The organism is Bacteroidota bacterium (genome assembly GCA_039111535.1).
Classification (GTDB): domain Bacteria; phylum Bacteroidota; class Rhodothermia; order Rhodothermales; family JAHQVL01; genus JBCCIM01.
Map to the genome: position 1 here is coordinate 1 of JBCCIM010000010.1, position 16,173 is coordinate 16,173.

The window sequence follows — 16,173 nt, forward strand, 5'->3', positions numbered from 1 at the left end:
ACAAGTCCACAAGTTGTCACAGGAAGACATAATCCCAGTCCACGGGAAGTCGGGGTCCGACATCGGTTTCCAAAGCGTAAAGAAGCTACCTCCTGCAGCGTCGTACATGGCATTCCAGCCGCCAATTTCGTTAAGCCCAATGAAGGTAACCGCAATTGCACCGCCAATCAGGACAAACATCTGCAGCAGGTCCGTATAAAGTACGGCGCGCAGCCCGCCAAATACGGTGTAAACACCAGTGGCCAGGATGACAATGAGGGCCCCTGTCCAGAAATTGATGCCCATCAGGGTTTCAAAAACGATCCCGCCGGCGGCAATTGTAATGGAGATTTTGGTCAGAATGTATCCTAAAATCGAAATAATGGCCAGGTACCAGCGCGCGCCTTCGCCGTACCGTCGCTCCAGAAACTCGGGCATGGTGAAGACCCCGCTCTTGAGATAGAACGGGACAAAGACCCAGCCAAGCAATAGCAACATTAACGAGGCGAGAATTTCAAATTGCCCTACAGCAAGGCCGCTGTCAGCGCCTGTACCGGCAAGGCCGATGATGTGCTCTGCACCGATGTTCGACGCAAACAGGGAGGCGCCAATTACAAACCAGCCGACATTCCGGCCGGCAAGAAAGTAGCCGGCTGACGTTTCGTTATTTTTGGCTCGCCGGCCCACGCCAAAGGCAACGGCGAATACTGCGACGAAATAGAGTGCAATGACAACCCAATCCGGGGTACTAATGAATTCCATGGTCCAAAGAATTTTCTGGTGGGATGGGGGTAGGTGGGAGCCTAATCTACAAGAAAATTCGAAACGATGCGTAGCAGAAGATCGTTTAGCAGGAGTAGAATTGATAAAGAAACATGAAGAAGAGGGCCAGTTTGTCCGTTGATTTATCGCCGCGATCAGGAGACAGGAAAGACGATTTGTACGCGCATCCCCGTAGCCAGGTCGCACAGTTTGCGTTTGATCAGGCCGTTGTAGATGTATTCCCCGATATGATTAAACGCTCTGTCCCCGGTTACACAACGGTGGTAGCCATGACCGGGCTATTTGCGGCCCGGTATGCCGGCGCCGGTGGGGTGTGTTATGATTTGGGATGTTCGCTAGGCGCCACAACCCTCGCGATGGCATCGGCACTTGTGGGTACAGAGAGCCGCATTGTTGGTGTCGACAATGCGCCGGCTATGATTGCATCGTTCAGGGATACCCTCGATAGCCGCAGCCCTGACGTTCCTGTTGAATTGCAGTGCGCAGATATACGCGCTACAGAAATTATAGGGGCATCGGTTGTAGTACTGAACTATACCTTGCAGTTCATAGCGCCGGAGGAGCGCGTTGCTTTACTGGCCCGCATTTACGACGGATTGCTGCCGGGAGGGGTTTTGATTTTATCTGAAAAAGTCGTGTTTGAAGATCCGGGAGAGCAGGAATTGATGACTGCGTTGCATCTCGACTTTAAGCGTGCTAACGGGTACAGTGAGATGGAGATCAGCCAAAAACGATCAGCGCTGGAGCACGTGCTGATACCGGATTCGTTGCCTGCCCATCAGGACCGGTTACAGACCGCCGGTTTCGAGCGGGCTGCGGTGTGGTTTCAAAGCCTGAATTTTGCTTCTTTGCTGGCCATGAAAGCTGTTTAGTGAATAAAGCTCGGAAAAATCCATAGGATGACGCATCGGTTGGCGGGCTTTCCTATCTTGTGGGCTGTCTGAAAAGACCCGTTCGACCACCACACATCACCCCCGGCGTACCCACATACGCAAAGTACTATCCCCTGAACATCCCCCATTTGTGATTTGATAGATTACACCTCACTGTACGAGCAACTGGCTATCTCTCCGCTGGAGTCATGGTTAGATGTGTTGCCATCGCAGTTACAGCAGGCTTTTGATTCCAGGCGCCACGGAGATCTGGATCTGTGGCTGTTGACACTCAAAGAATTTCCGAATGTGCAGCCTTCAGCTGTTGATCTCAGCGATTCGGTGATTCGCATTGGCTCACCTGATGATATTTCCCCCAAGGACCGAGCGGCGCTAGAGACGGCATTGCAGGTTTTTCATCCCTGGCGCAAAGGGCCGTATGATTTGTTTGGTATTCATATCGACACAGAATGGCGCTCTGATCTTAAATGGGACAGGTTGATCGACGCCATTGAGCCTCTTTCCGGCAAACGGGTCCTGGATGTCGGATGCGGGAGTGGGTATCATTGTTGGCGAATGCTTGGTGAAGGCGCAAGGCTTGCAGTCGGTATCGACCCATATCTGCTTTTTGTGCTGCAATACCAGGCTGTTCGGAGTTTTATCGGTGATGTGCCGGCTTACGTGCTACCGCTGGGTATAGAAGCTTTGCCTGAGAATCTTGTTGGATTTGATACTGTGTTTTCGATGGGGGTATTGTACCACCGGAAATCGCCTTTTGATCACCTGTACAAGCTCAAAGAGTTGTTGCGTGTTGGGGGGGAGTTGGTCCTTGAAACACTCGTAATCGAAGGGGATGAAGGCCAGGTGCTGGTGCCAAAAGATCGGTACGCCAAAATGCGGAATGTCTGGTTTATCCCTACGCCGGCCGGACTGCAGCAGTGGGTGCAGCGTTGTGGGTACAAAGATGTGCAACTTGTTGATGTTGCACTGACCACCGAAGAAGAGCAGCGCAACACGCCATGGATGCGGTTTGAGTCGCTAAAAGATTACCTCGACCCAAACGATAACACGCGAACGATCGAGGGATACCCGGCCCCGCGGCGTGCAATAATTACGGCAAAAAGATAGCCTGCCTGTTGCGTACCCGCAGGCATTACCCTGCGTGTACGCAACAGGCAGGCTAACCAAGATTTAGGAAATGGTCTGACGCCATTTTCCTTCGCGGAACTCAGACATCACACGACCCAGCGTGCTACCCTCTGTACGCATTTCTTTCACTGCAAAACCTGGTTTGAAAAAGTCTGCAAAACCAGGGATTTGCTCAAAAAGCTCACGGTCTGTATTCACAAAGCCCATGCTCCAGTTTTCGAAGCTGCGGTTTTCTACAACCGATTTCAAGAGCAGTCTTACTTCGTCGTGCCGAGGGTCGTCTGCGATCATGTCATAGACCCTGTAAACCTCTTCCTCAGGGCCTTCTAGCACCTGGAAGAAAGACTTTTCGTGATAGATCAACATACCAGACACGTCTACTTTTGCGTTTTTCTCGCGTGCCTTTTTCAGCAAGTTGGTCAGGTCTTCAGTTGTAAAATCAACCGAGGCAGCACTGATGTAAATCAACTGCAAGTATTCAACTTTTTCTTCTTCTTCAATCGCCGTGTCAACGGCGGTATTAGCTGTTTGCGTATCCATAGCGTTACCTGATCTATACATTAACAATCTGACGAAAAGACATGAGTAGTGTCCATACGGACTGTTTTACTTTAGCCTGTATTTCATCGGCGATTGCTTGTGATTTGAAAATATTGATATATCCGGGCAGGGCACCTTCCATCTCGCCGGCGCTCAACTGTCTGTATCCCATGCTCCACTCCGGAAAGCTGCGCTCGGAGGATCTAAACTCCATTAAGCGAATAATGCCGTGGTGGCGATTATCCTGCTCAATGCGGTGTACAAGATTCATAACCGAAGCCTCGCTGCCTTCGAGGATTTGAAGGAAATTTCCGTTTGCATAAAGCAGCAAACCTGAGATACCAGATGCTTTATTGTTACATCTGGCTTCATTTAGAATTTCCTGAAGCTCTGTTTCATCCAGCTCTTTGTTTGCCGAACTTGCATAAACAATGCTAAAGATGTCTGCCATAGGCGTGGTGTATAGATTGCTTTCTTTTGCACCTATTCTTTTATTATATCGGTTGGATTTCTGATTTCTTAAGCCGGGATTTCGATTGGAGTTTTTTACGCAATTTGTTAGGTTGCTAGCGATGAAAGATTCTTAATTTCCCCGAATGGATAAGCATATGTTGAAACCCAGTCGCCTCTGCCTGTTGGTTCTTTGCCTCGCACTTTTCACGATTGATGCAGGGGCACAGGGGCTGCCTGAAGCTGCGCCAGAAGATGTGGGTATATCGAGCGATCGGCTGGCCCGGGTAGATCAGTTGATGGAGAAGCATGTTGATGCATCGCAAATTGCCGGCGCAATATCGCTTGTCGCCCGCAATGGCAAAGTGGTGCATTTTAATGCCTATGGTGCGCGCAATATCGCAACGGGCGAACCCATGACCACCGATACAATCGTCCGTATCTATTCCATGAGCAAGCCCATCACCAGTGTTGCACTAATGATGCTGTATGAGGAAGGGGCCTTTCACCTCGACGATCCGGTAGAAAAGTACATCCCTGCCTTTAAAAATCAGCAAGTTTATGTAGAAGGGCCGGCAGCAAATCCGGTATTGCGGCCAGTAGAAAACAAAATGACTATCCGGCATCTGCTGACCCATAGCTCGGGACTATCGTATGGCATTTTTAGCAATACTGTAGTCGATTCGCTGTACCGCAAAGAGACGGGCCGCGCCTGGTGGCCAAACCTGGAAAAACTGGCAACCTCAATGGGCAGCCTGCCCCTGCTTTTTGAGCCTGGCGACCGGTGGTACTATAGCCTGGCCACAGATGTGTTGGGATACCTTGTAGAGGTATTATCCGGACAGCCATTTGATGAATTCCTCCATGCCCGGATTTTTGATCCGCTCAATATGGTGGATACAGGTTTTTTTGTGCCGGCTGATAAAATTAACCGTTTTGCAGCCAACCATGGTATAGACAATACCGGGAAGCTGATGGTCGTGGATCCGCCTAATGGACAATTTAGTCAGAAGCCTGCCTTTCTCTCTGGTGGTGGTGGGCTGGTTTCTACGGCATCAGACTATGTTCGTTTTGCACAGATGTTGCTCAATGGAGGCGAACTGGATGGTGTGCGAATTCTTGGGCGCAAAACGGTTGAATACATGACCGTGACCCATATTGACGGCGTCCATGCACCTGGGTACGGATTTGGGCTAGGGTTCAGCGTCCGGCTGGAAGACAAAGCGCCCGGCGTGATTGGGACACCAGGTACCTATGGCTGGAATGGTGCAGCAAATACCCACTATTTTGCCGATCCTGAAGAACAAGTCATTGGGATCTTCATGACACAGCTAATGCCTTATGGCCGCTATCCGCTGTTGCCTAATTTCAGGGTTGCCTTGTATCAGTCCCTGGTAGACTGATGGGTTACAGGTCAGCAAAAAAAATCGAATAAAAAAACGCGGAACTGAGCGATGTCTCAGTTCCGCGTTTCTGCTTTTGGGGCAAGCAAGTTTATCTGAACATGGTCATGCTGCCTGTTTGCTGTTGGTCACCGGCAACAATGCGGTAGAAGTACAGGCCACTTGGCAGTGTTTTGGCGTTTGATGCGCTACGCCATGCAATGTCATGGGTGCCGGCATTGAGTATACCTTCGTGTAAGCTTGTCACGCGTCGGCCAAGCGTATCGTACACTTCGATGGCTACGTGTGTTGTTTGTGGCAACGAGAAGCTGATCCGCGTTGTGCCGTGGAACGGGTTCGGGTAGTTGCCGTGGAGTGCAAGCCGGGTTGGTACCGCAGGCTGATCATCGTTACCAACGGAGGTGTTGCGTTTGCTGAGCGAGAAATTAAACTCGTACTGGCCGCTGTTCATGGTGAGCCCGTCAGCAGCATCAACGCTTCGGGCTTCGCCGTTGAACTGGCTCTCAAACCCAACATGCGTAGCCTTGATACGGTATTCCTGGCCTGGCTGGATCCCCGCCAGTTCGTACATGCCATCCTCAAATGTTTCTGTAGACATCAGGGCGTCACCTGCTTCGTCAACCACGTAGACTGTTGCGCCAGCAAGGGGCTCGCCATCCTGGCTGTGCACGCTACCGTAGACGAGGCTCGCCTGGCCCGATACATCTGGCAGGCCGCGTGCGTCTCCTTCGGCGAAGTCGTAGTAGTAATAGAAAGGCTCCAGCGAGAAGTCGATAGCGGTAGCCGGCGCGTCTTCCGACGTCTCAACCAACTCTGCATTGTCAGGATCGGAGGTATCATTGAAATACTCGGTGATGTGCATCGGGCCACGGGCAAGGACATAATAGCCGCCATCGGGCAGGTTGCTAAAACGATACGCACCATCTTCATCTGCTATCGCTGTGTAATAGGTTGCACCGTCATCCGTAACCGGGATGGCCTTGATGATGCTGACGTCCAGTGGGTCTCCCTGATCATTGACTACGCGGCCGGCAATTTCTGCATTGCCATCCTGTTGCGTAACCATGGATACATCGATTTCTGTTATTTCTCCGCCTCGAATTTGGACGTACGAAATTTCTACGCTGCCCGAGTCCAGTGCTGCAAGATGTGCGTCTTGTGCATAGACCGACACCATGTATTCACCTTCATACAACTGCTCGATACTGAATGCACCAGAAGCATCAGTGACGCCATACCAGTCGGAAGGGTAGAACGCAATATCCTGGTCGTAGTCTCTGTAATAGGAGTTCACTTCTACATAAGCCCGCTCAATGGGTACATCATTTTCCCGCACCACGCGGCCGGCCAGTGTGCCAAAGTAGGAACGGACGTTCAGTTCAAAATTGATGTCGATCAAGGCCTCCGTTGCGCCGAGGTCTACCGGGGTGGCATTCACGATATCCGTTGCATTTTCATACCAGGCAAAGCCTGAAGCCCCTTCTTCCCAGTAAGAAGAAAAAAGACGGTAGGTGCCAGCTGGCAGGTAGTTGAAGGTGTAGTTGCCTTCACTGTCTGTGTAAGTTTGAATTTCGGATACCCAGGGAAAGTCAGGGTTGCCGTTGCCTGTAGAGTCAGAAAAGTCTACATAAGGCGCGATAGATACCACAGCGCCGGCGAGAACTTCCCCTGTATTGCGGGTAACCTTACCGGAAATTGAAGCATCGCCTAACTGGATATCTAATTCAAATTCCACCGAAGGCGGGTTGCTCAAGCCTTCGGCAATCACAACCGGTTCTGCTTCTTCCGCGTATTTAGCATCGGGCCACCACTCCTGCACACATTCATAGAAGTAGCAGAAAAAGGCTGAGACTACGTATTCGCCATCTGGCAAGCCTTCAATGGTAAACTTGCCTTCGTTATCGGTATTGGCATAGGCCCATAGATACACGCCCGTACCATCATCACGGTAGGCATTGTTCAACTGGATGTAAGCGTTCGCAATGGGTTTGCCTTCTGTATTGGTTACGACGCCAGAAATAACGCCTTCAGCAACAGGGACAACAAAATTGATATCTGTGACCCGCTCGTTTTCTACCACCATAACGGGTGTTGCTTCTTCAGCGTTGTCAGCCTGGTCGTACCACATCACGTCATAAAACCAGTTGGTCCAGTATTCTAATACCACGCGGTAGGTACCAACAGGCACATCATCCATGGCGTAGTTGCCATTTTCATCCGGATAGGCGTAGTCGAAATAGTAGAATCCTGGGGTGTCAATCGATTCTAGTCGTACGATGGCGTTCTGCAGGGGCGCGCCATCTTCGAGACGTAGTGCGCCGGCTATACTGCCAAACGCGGTGGGTGACTCGATAACAAAATTGATGTCAGACGTATCTTCACCCAGCGTAACGGGCACCGGCGTTGCTTCCTCAAATGAACCTGCATTGTCATACCATTTGTTCACATAGTAATTAGGCCCATAATGGTGGACGCCCACTACATAGTCACCATCGCCGAGCCCTGAAACGGTATAACTGCCTGCGTCGTCTGTAACTGCCCATCCATAAAAATACCCATCGTAGTCGCCGCGTTCACGCAGCGCTGAAACCTGAATGTTTGCACCTGAGATTGGGGCACCGTCAGCACCTGTTACAGTACCTGAAATGGTGCCGCCCTGGTTCATGGCAAAGTTAATGTCGGATGCCGTTTCCTGGTCAATTACAGCGACCGTTGTGGCATGCTCAATATTGAGCACACCGTCGTAGAACTGGTTGAAATATCCTTCAGCGTAAGCCTGTACGTAGTACGCGCCGCTTCTGAGTTCGGGGAGTTCGTACGTACCGTCGTCGTTGGTTTCGGTCCGCATGCTAACAAAAGAATTGTTGGCACTGAATGCATAGACCTGGGCGCCTGCAATGGGCTCGCCTGTATCTTCTGCTATTACGCGTCCTGTAATGGCGCCTGCGCCGGATTGCGCGGGCTCCAGGAAAAAGTTGATGCCTTCCGTGATTTCATTGGGGGCCACTTCGACAATCGCTGCTTCCCATATATTGTACGCATTGCTGAAGAATTGCGGCATAAAGCCGTCGGCGCCGGCCATGATGAGGTATGATCCGAGATCCAGGCCTGTAATGATGTACTCACCCCCTGGCCTTACTTCGCCAAATGCCCATGCCGTAGGATCTTCAAAGAGGTGCGCTGCTACGGCCAGTACCCAGGCGCTACTGTCAGTATCCGCAATGCCTTCTATGCGTCCGGTGATGCCGCCGGCGTCGAGGGAGTCGTTCGCACTGAACTTGGCTGCACTCAGGGTGTTAAGCAGCGTCGGATGTTTGTGGAGCGAAGCCTGCATGCCCTGTATTGCATGCAGCACTTGCCGGCGAGCTTCCTGCGATTCGGGCAACTGGGTCTGCTGCGCAAAAACGGCGGGCATAATTGCCATGCACCAGAAGAGAAATAGGCTAAACCGGAGTACTTGGTGTTTCATGACTAGAACTGTGGATGAGTTGAAGTGTTACCGGGTACCCCGGTAATTTTATTTGTGAACACCCTCTAGACATACGCAGGGGTGGACTTATTCCTGATTTTTATTTTTTATTGCAGTCTCCCTGATACAAGGAGGAGAACAAGGCATCTTTAAAAGGTATTTTAATAAATATAAGTGATGCGAATTTGCTCGATTTTTCTGCTTATTGCTGCTTTGTGCTTTTGTGATATCGTGGACCTCGCCGCGCAGAGTCCGCATACGAGAAAACGCAACTATCTCACAACGCAGTTTGCTGAAGCTGATCTGCCAGCTTTAATCACCCCGTTGCAAGACTGGCAGCCTTATCCCCGCGCTGGCGATGCCGGCTGGCAGCAGGTACCTGATGCTGTGCGTGGCGCGCACATCGATGCTGCGGAGCAATTGCTTGGTACAAACTGGCCTGCTTTGCCAGCAACAGTATTGCTTGAGTACGTCCGCACAGGCAACCGGAGTACCTATCAGAAGCTGGCGAATACGCGGCGGGAGAAATTGGCGAAGCTCGTTGTTGCTGAAGCCATGGAAAACCGTGGCCGGTTTATGGATGATATTCTCAATGGCATCTGGGCCATCAGCGAGGAGACGTATTGGGGGGTGCCGGCACACCTGAGCCTGCAAAAGGCCGGCTCAGGACTGCCCGATGTAAATGAACCCACCGTTGACCTCTTTGCAGCTGAAACCGGAAGCCTTCTCGCATGGACAGATTACCTGCTCGGCGATAAGCTGGATGACCTGTCTCCCTTGATTCGACAGCGGATCAGAAGCGAAGTGGATCGCCGTATTTTATCCCCGAATCTTGCAAGAGAAGACTTTTGGTGGATGGGATTTGAAGGCGGACGAATCAACAACTGGAATCCCTGGATTAATTCCAATTGGCTTACCATGGTGCTCTTGCTTGAGGCAGATGAAGCACGCCGGCAGGCTGCTGTCTACAAAATTATGCGCAGCCTAGATCTGTTTATTAACTCCTATCCGCGAGATGGGGGCTGTGATGAGGGGCCAGGGTACTGGGGCAGGGCGGCGGGCTCTATGTTCGACACCCTGGAACTCCTGCATAGCGCGTCCGATGGCAAGATTAATATCTTTGACAAACCGCTTATAAGAGCGATGGGCTCGTATATCTACCTCGGCTACATCGCTGACGCGTATTTCATCAACTTTGCCGACGCCAGAGGCAAAATTAATGTTGAGCCGGCCCTCATTTATCGCTATGGGAAAATGATTGAAGACGAGCGCATGACGGGCTTTGCTGCATTTGCCGCTGCGCAGCAAAACTTTGGCGCCGGCTTCATCCCCGGAGTGTTTGGCCACCTAAACCGACAATTGCCGGCGTTCTTTGTGTTGGATGAACTTGCCGCAACTACACCGTTTGAGCCGCTCTTTGGTGATATCTGGCTTCCTGATATAGAGGTCGTGATGACGCGGGAAAAACATGAGTCCCGTGAAGGTTTTTACCTGGCTGTAAAGGGGGGGCACAATGATGAAAGCCACAACCACAATGATATTGGCAGCTTCATGGTGTACCACAACGGACATCCTGTGTTTGTGGATGCCGGCGTAGGACAGTATACGGCAAAGACATTCAGCAGTGAGCGTTATGACATCTGGAGCATGCAGTCGGCCTACCACAATTTGCCCACCATCAATGGGGTAATGCAGGAGGCTGGTGCTGCGTTCAAGGCCCGGGATGTGGTGTTCAAAACGTTTGACGAACGGACCCGTTTTCAAGTAAACCTGCGTAAAGCATATCCAGATACTGCGCAATTAGATTACTGGTTGCGCACCTTTACCCTGATTCGCGATGAACACATTGTGCTGGACGAAGAATACGTCCTCCGAGAATTTGTTGAGCCCTACAGCCTTTCTTTTATGACGCCGCGCCAGGTACGCAAGAAAAACGGCACCCTTACCCTCAGGGCGCAGGATGTAAAAGCTGCGCTACCCGCAGAGGATGTAACCCTGACGTACGATCCGGCGCAATTTGAGGTGGTGATTGAAGAGATACCGCTCGATGATGCCAGCATGCGGACAGTGTGGGGCCCACAACTAACCCGCATCTTGCTGGTGAGCAGGGCCGAAACGCTAACCGGTGAACACCAACTCTTTATCAAGGCTGATTGAGGCCCTGCAAGGGGGGATGGCGTATTAGATCGCCTGGCGGTGTATCTATGAAGCCGCCTGATATGGCTGCAGCAAGCACCGGATTTCCGGTAAGATACGGCGTGGGCTAAAAATCCAGCCTGCAGTTGGTCCGCTTAACTTGCTATTCTATGAGCAGACTGCGAATTTAAATGAATTGCATGCGATCGTTCAGTTTTACGCGTGTGCCATCTTGATTCGCGCAGCCTTTCAATCCACCATCGTCTGCCATGCAAAACCGTGCGCCCAGGATGAAGCTACCCCTGACTGTTCTGCTACTGTTTGCTGTTGTGGCAAGTGGTGCTTTCCTGTTTGGGAAGTCTGGCGAACCGGAGCTTCCCGAGATTGTAGATTACAACGAGCACATCAAGCCCCTGCTATCTGCAAATTGTTACGTATGCCATGGGCCCGATATCAGCTCTCGGGAAGCCGGACTACGCCTCGATTTACGCGATAGTGCAATGGTTGAACTAGAGGGTGGCGTGCGTGCCCTGGTGCCGGGCAATAGCAACGAAAGCGCCCTGATTCAGCGTGTTGTTGCCCACGATCCTGAAGAACGAATGCCGCCGCCTGAGCTCAAAAAAGTGCTATCGGATCACGAAGTGGGCCTGCTGCGAAAATGGATTGACCAGGGGGCGGCGTATAAACCGCATTGGGCACTCGTGCCTCCAGAAAAACAGCGCCCCCCTCGGGTACGTCGCAGTTGGGAAGTTGAGAATGAAATTGACCGGTTTGTGTTGGCCTCGTTGGAAGACAAGCGGCTCGCGCCGGCGCCAAAAGCCAGCAAAGAAACGCTAATTCGCCGGCTATCTTTTGTATTAACCGGACTCCCGCCCTCCCCGGAAGGTGTGCAGGCATTTCTTGAAGACGAATCGCCGGATGCGTACGATCGCCTGGTTGATCGCCTGTTGGATTCCCCGCATTTTGGAGAGCGTTGGGCCCGGCATTGGATGGACCTTGTCCGGTATGCCAATACGCGCGGCCATGAGTTTGACTACCCCGTGATTGGTGCCAACACATACCGCGATTACCTGATCCGCGCTTTCAATACCGACTTGCCTTACGACGAACTGGTAAAAGAGCATCTGGCCGGCGATCTGCTAGAAAAACCGCGCGTGCACCCCGTTGACGGATTTAACGAATCTGCGATTGGCACTGTGTTCTACGGGCTTGGGGAAGGCAAACACAGTCCTGTTGATACACGCATCGAAGAAAGCGATCGCAACGATATCATTATCGATGTCACCTCGAAGACGTTTCAGGGGCTGACGGTTTCATGCGCAAAATGCCACGACCACAAATTCGACCCGATTCCAACGACAGATTATTATGCCCTCTACGGGATGATAAGAAGCTCGCGGTACGCTGTACGCGCGAACGTTACACCTGAAGTCATCGACCAGGCTACAGCGCTTTCCACATTGCATGACGCAGTGCGGCGAACCGTGGCTGATGTGTGGCGCGAACAACCGCTTGCTGACGCCATTGCGGTCGAAGCCGTCAAAGAAGTGCTGACAGTACCGGATACGCCGGCCTTTGAAGTGTTGGGAGATTTTACTGCGGGGACTTACGATATGTGGCGTCCTCAAGGGCTCGCGTTTGAAAGCAAGCCGGTTGCCGGGATGCCTGTGTTTGAAGCTGGCGCATTGTCCGGCCTTGCACCACCATCCGTTTCCAGTGCTACCCGATCAAGCCGGCTCTTTGGTGCGTTGCGTTCTCCGGATTTTGAACTGAACCACAATTACATCACCGTTCGTGCTGCCGGCCATCAGGCCAGTATTCGTGTTATTATGGATAATTTCCAGTTGATCCAGTATCCCATATATGGCGGATTGGAAGCAGCTGTTGATACAACCGTTTTGCAGGACTACGTGTTTGATGTGAAGATGTGGAAAGGCAAGAAGGTGTACCTGGAAATGTTGCCGGGGAGCTATAAACGCCAGCATTTTGAAAAGGCTGATACCGCATACATTGAAGCAGTATATGCGGTGGCACACGATGAAGAATCTCCCGCTTTGCATGCGTTGATCAATACAACGGAGGTTGTTTCGTCAGAGCATATCCGCGCCACCATCAGCAACTGGGAGGCGGGCAGTGCAGACGAGGACAATGTGGCATTACTCAACGGATTACTACAGCAGGGTACACTCCCCCGGGTGCATGCAGATACCACGCCGCTGCTGGCTGATCTGCGTGCCGACATTGCAGCCGCAAAAACGGCACTGCCGGCTTCAAACATTTATATGGGTGTGATTGACGGCGATGGCGCGGATCATCCTGTGTTTATCCGTGGAGCAGTCGCTTCTCCCAGTGAAACGCTGGTTGCCCGGCGAAGCCTCACGCTCCTCGATAGTTTGCAAACGCCATACGATACCGATGGCAGCGGCCGGCTACATTTTGCTGAGTCCTTGCTGGCACCCGATAACCCCCTCACCTCCCGCGTGATGGTAAACCGCCTCTGGCACTACGTGTTTGGAAAAGGCATCGTAGAGACCGTTGACAATTTTGGTGTCCAGGGTAAATACCCCTCACATCCTGCGCTATTGGATAATCTGGCGATTCAGTTTATGCAAGAAGGCTGGTCGATCAAACAAATGCTCCGACACATGGTGCGGTCCAATACATTCCAGCGCGCAACGGTAGCTTCGTCCAAATCCCAGGAAATAGACCCCGAAAATATATACCTGCAGCACTACCCTGTGCGGCGGATAGAGGCAGAGGCCATTCGAGACGCTATGCTAGTTGCTTCAGGTCGATTTAATCCAGAGATGTTTGGTGAAGATATTCCCGTTCATCTCACCGAATTTATGGAAGGTCGGGGGCGGCCGGCTGCTTCAGGGCCGCTTGATGGTGATGGACGGCGTAGCATCTACCTGTCTGTTCGCCGCAACTTCCTCCAGCCGTTTATGCTTGTGTTCGATATGCCCATTCCGTTCACTTCGTTTGGGAAACGCAATACGAGTAATGTGCCGGCGCAATCGCTCACCCTGCTAAACGATCCTTTTGTATATGATCAGGCCGGGCACTGGGCCAGAGAAATTATTGCGCTAAAAGACCTGGACACAGCGCAGCGAATACGGTTGATTTATCAACGCGCGTTTGCGCGGGTGCCCACACCTGAGGAAGTTGAAAACGCCCTTGCTTTCCTCCAGGCACAGGCGCGCACCTACGCGTTAGACGCAGGGATGATAGATGCTGAAAGTACGCTGAACGATGAACGGTTGTGGCAGGACTTCTGCCATACCATTTTCAATATGAAAGAATTTATTCACCTGGTTTAGCCGGCCCTTTGCGGGAAAAGACATGTCAAACAACCATCATTTAACCTGCCGGATGACGCGGCGTGAAATGTTGACCCTGTGTCGCAATGGGTTTGGCTCAATGGCGTTAATGGGTTTGATGGGCAGCACGGCAATGGGATGCCGGCCCGAAGACGCAATCAGGCAAATGGCAGGCGCTGAGATGCCAATGGCGCCGAAACTTGCGAACTTCGCGCCGCAGGCACGTAGCGTTATTTTTCTCTATATGGATGGTGGGGTTTCCCAGGTTGATTCATTTGACCCGAAACCGCGGCTCGATCGTGAGCATGGTGAAAATCCGTATGATAAATTTAAAGTCGACAACACGCAGTTTAACAACGTCGGCAAACTGTTGAAGAGCCCATGGTCTTTTAATCGATATGGCGAAAGTGGCATGTCCGTCAGTTCGCTCTTCCCACATATCGCCACGTGTGTAGACGACCTTGCACTGATCCGCTCTATGGTGTCCAGCTTCCCGGAGCATACCAACGCCAACTACTTTTTGCATACGGGTATAGGCATTCAGGGCCGGCCAAGTATGGGCGCCTGGATGACGTATGGATTGGGGACTGAAAACCAGGACTTGCCGGGATATGTAGTGCTTGATGGCGGTCTTATTCCACCCGGGGGGCTCGATAACTTTAACAGCGGTTTCCTGCCGGCATCGTTTCAGGGATCGATTTTGCGGGCAAAAGACCAGCCGCTGTCCAATATCCTGCCATTGGAGGCAGATCCGACCCAGCAGTCCAACAAGCTGGCCCTGATGAAGCGCATGGACAAGACCCTGATGGGACAGTTGGGGCAAGCGGATCAGGTTGAGGCATCGATAGCAAACTATGAGCTTGCGTTTCGCATGCAAGCCTCTGTACCAGAACTGGCAGACCTGAGCAGTGAAACGGCTGCTACGAAAAAGTTATATGGATTTGATGCGCCGTATGAGCATACGCGCGGTTACGCTGCGCAATGTTTGCTGGCGCGCCGGCTCGTTGAGCGCGGGGTGCGGTTTATCGAGTTAACGTGTCCGAATGTCGGGTATGATCGCTGGGATCAGCATGCTCAACTCAAAAAAGGGCATGAACTCAACGCATTGGCAGTCGATCAGCCCATTGCCGGGCTAATCAAAGACCTGAAATCTCGCGGCCTGTTTGATCAAACACTCATTGTGTGGGAAGGAGAATTTGGGCGTACCCCTTTTGCACAAGGTACTGATGGCCGCGATCATAATCCTTCTGCATTCAGCGTGTGGCTTGCCGGCGCAGGCATAAAAGGCGGGATGATTTATGGGGCGACAGATGAATACGGATATCGCGTTGTCGAAAATCCTACAACCATCCACGACTTGCATGCAACCATGTTACACCTCCTCGGCGTGGATCATCAGAATCTGACGTACCACTTCAGCGGCAGGGATATTCGACTTACCGACGTACACGGACACGTCATTCAGCCGATTCTGAAAACCTGAGTTATTGGCCCGGTGGGCCTGGTGCTGGCGGGAAGACATTGGATGTACTGGATCGGCCACTGCTCATAATCGCCACAGCAGTTACAGCAAATAGCCCGCTTCCTCCTATCAGCAACCAGCGCCTGTTGTTGAGTTTGCGCTCTTCTGCGATGGGTGGCGCCGGCACAAGCTGTAGGTCCAACACCTCTTCATCGCTGTTGATTTCCTGGATGTCAGCTGCAAAGGCAAGAAACGGCGGCGGTAATGCTTCGGCCATTTCATAGGCCGGCTTCAACTGGTACAACTTTGTCAAGGCATCTGCTGCCTCTGCTCGCTGCTGGTCTGCAAAATAGACACGCGACAACAACAAATAGATCTCTGCTTTCTCAGCATCCAGCAATAGCCCCGGATCTTCTTCTTCAGCCTTGAGGCATGCATTAAGTGTTTCGATGGCTTCGTCGAACACTGCATTGAAAAACAGATGTTCAGCTGCTGCGGTAACCTGTTCACAAACCTCTGTTGTTTGCTGTGCTGCAACAGGCTGGCTCAGCATCAAAATGCAGATTGGGAGCAGAAAACGGATTTTTAGTTGGATGCGGGGAAGGGGCAT

General features: G+C 51.8%; 11 protein-coding genes. 6 read left to right on the plus strand and 5 right to left on the minus strand.

The window, feature by feature from the left end; all coding sequences use genetic code 11:
* The coding region (locus AAF564_02835) for a sodium transporter (protein MEM8484453.1) at positions 1-741 on the minus strand (741 nt) is incomplete at its 3' end.
* A 113-nt stretch (positions 742-854) separates the two neighbouring features.
* Here AAF564_02835 and cmoA point away from each other — a divergent pair.
* Together cmoA and cmoB are read left to right on the plus strand one after the other, a co-directional pair.
* Positions 855-1,634 carry a carboxy-S-adenosyl-L-methionine synthase CmoA gene (cmoA, locus tag AAF564_02840; GenBank protein MEM8484454.1) on the plus strand — a complete coding sequence of 260 codons (780 nt, stop codon included), beginning with the start codon at positions 855-857 and terminating at the stop codon, positions 1,632-1,634.
* Positions 1,635-1,790: 156 nt separating this feature from the next.
* Entirely contained in the window at positions 1,791-2,762 is a 972-nt protein-coding gene (gene cmoB, locus AAF564_02845; protein MEM8484455.1) for a tRNA 5-methoxyuridine(34)/uridine 5-oxyacetic acid(34) synthase CmoB, read from the plus strand.
* A 63-nt stretch (positions 2,763-2,825) separates the two neighbouring features.
* On the opposite strand, the gene AAF564_02850 is transcribed toward cmoB, so the two are convergent.
* Both AAF564_02850 and AAF564_02855 read right to left on the minus strand, forming a co-directional pair.
* On the minus strand, positions 2,826-3,323 hold the full coding sequence (locus tag AAF564_02850) for a BLUF domain-containing protein (protein MEM8484456.1): 498 nt from the start codon (positions 3,321-3,323) through the stop codon (positions 2,826-2,828).
* A 13-nt stretch (positions 3,324-3,336) separates the two neighbouring features.
* Positions 3,337-3,774, minus strand: a complete 438-nt coding sequence (locus tag AAF564_02855) for a BLUF domain-containing protein (protein ID MEM8484457.1) — start codon at positions 3,772-3,774, stop codon at positions 3,337-3,339.
* 157 nt (positions 3,775-3,931) lie between these two features.
* Here AAF564_02855 and AAF564_02860 point away from each other — a divergent pair, with 157 nt between their 5' ends.
* Complete coding sequence (locus AAF564_02860) at positions 3,932-5,176, plus strand: serine hydrolase domain-containing protein (protein ID MEM8484458.1); 1,245 nt, start codon at positions 3,932-3,934, stop codon at positions 5,174-5,176.
* 91 nt (positions 5,177-5,267) lie between these two features.
* Here AAF564_02860 and AAF564_02865 read toward each other — a convergent pair whose 3' ends face one another.
* The gene (locus tag AAF564_02865; GenBank protein MEM8484459.1) at positions 5,268-8,645 is read right to left on the minus strand and encodes a carboxypeptidase regulatory-like domain-containing protein; all 3,378 of its coding nucleotides are present in this window, start codon (positions 8,643-8,645) and stop codon (positions 5,268-5,270) included.
* A 177-nt stretch (positions 8,646-8,822) separates the two neighbouring features.
* Between AAF564_02865 and AAF564_02870 the strand changes: the two genes are divergently transcribed.
* The 3 genes from AAF564_02870 (at position 8,823) to AAF564_02880 (ending at position 15,584) form a co-directional block, all read left to right on the plus strand.
* Complete coding sequence (locus AAF564_02870; protein ID MEM8484460.1) at positions 8,823-10,802, plus strand: heparinase II/III family protein; 1,980 nt, start codon at positions 8,823-8,825, stop codon at positions 10,800-10,802.
* 248 nt (positions 10,803-11,050) lie between these two features.
* Positions 11,051-14,101, plus strand: coding sequence for a PSD1 and planctomycete cytochrome C domain-containing protein (locus AAF564_02875; GenBank protein MEM8484461.1), 3,051 nt, complete (start codon positions 11,051-11,053; stop codon positions 14,099-14,101).
* 52 nt (positions 14,102-14,153) lie between these two features.
* Positions 14,154-15,584 carry a DUF1501 domain-containing protein gene (locus AAF564_02880; protein MEM8484462.1) on the plus strand — a complete coding sequence of 477 codons (1,431 nt, stop codon included), beginning with the start codon at positions 14,154-14,156 and terminating at the stop codon, positions 15,582-15,584.
* A 1-nt stretch (position 15,585) separates the two neighbouring features.
* Here AAF564_02880 and AAF564_02885 read toward each other — a convergent pair whose 3' ends face one another.
* Positions 15,586-16,173, minus strand: a complete 588-nt coding sequence (locus AAF564_02885; protein ID MEM8484463.1) for a hypothetical protein — start codon at positions 16,171-16,173, stop codon at positions 15,586-15,588.

Coding starts and splice junctions, on each gene's coding strand:
- AAF564_02860 (MEM8484458.1), top strand. CDS start 3,932: ATGTTGAAACCCAGTCGCCTCTGCCTGTTGGTTCTTTGCCTCGCACTT.
- AAF564_02880 (MEM8484462.1), top strand. CDS start 14,154: ATGACGCGGCGTGAAATGTTGACCCTGTGTCGCAATGGGTTTGGCTCA.
- AAF564_02875 (MEM8484461.1), top strand. CDS start 11,051: ATGCAAAACCGTGCGCCCAGGATGAAGCTACCCCTGACTGTTCTGCTA.
- AAF564_02865 (MEM8484459.1), bottom strand. CDS start 8,645: ATGAAACACCAAGTACTCCGGTTTAGCCTATTTCTCTTCTGGTGCATG.
- cmoA (MEM8484454.1), top strand. CDS start 855: ATGAAGAAGAGGGCCAGTTTGTCCGTTGATTTATCGCCGCGATCAGGA.
- AAF564_02870 (MEM8484460.1), top strand. CDS start 8,823: ATGCGAATTTGCTCGATTTTTCTGCTTATTGCTGCTTTGTGCTTTTGT.
- AAF564_02855 (MEM8484457.1), bottom strand. CDS start 3,774: ATGGCAGACATCTTTAGCATTGTTTATGCAAGTTCGGCAAACAAAGAG.
- AAF564_02885 (MEM8484463.1), bottom strand. CDS start 16,173: ATGCCCCTTCCCCGCATCCAACTAAAAATCCGTTTTCTGCTCCCAATC.
- AAF564_02850 (MEM8484456.1), bottom strand. CDS start 3,323: ATGGATACGCAAACAGCTAATACCGCCGTTGACACGGCGATTGAAGAA.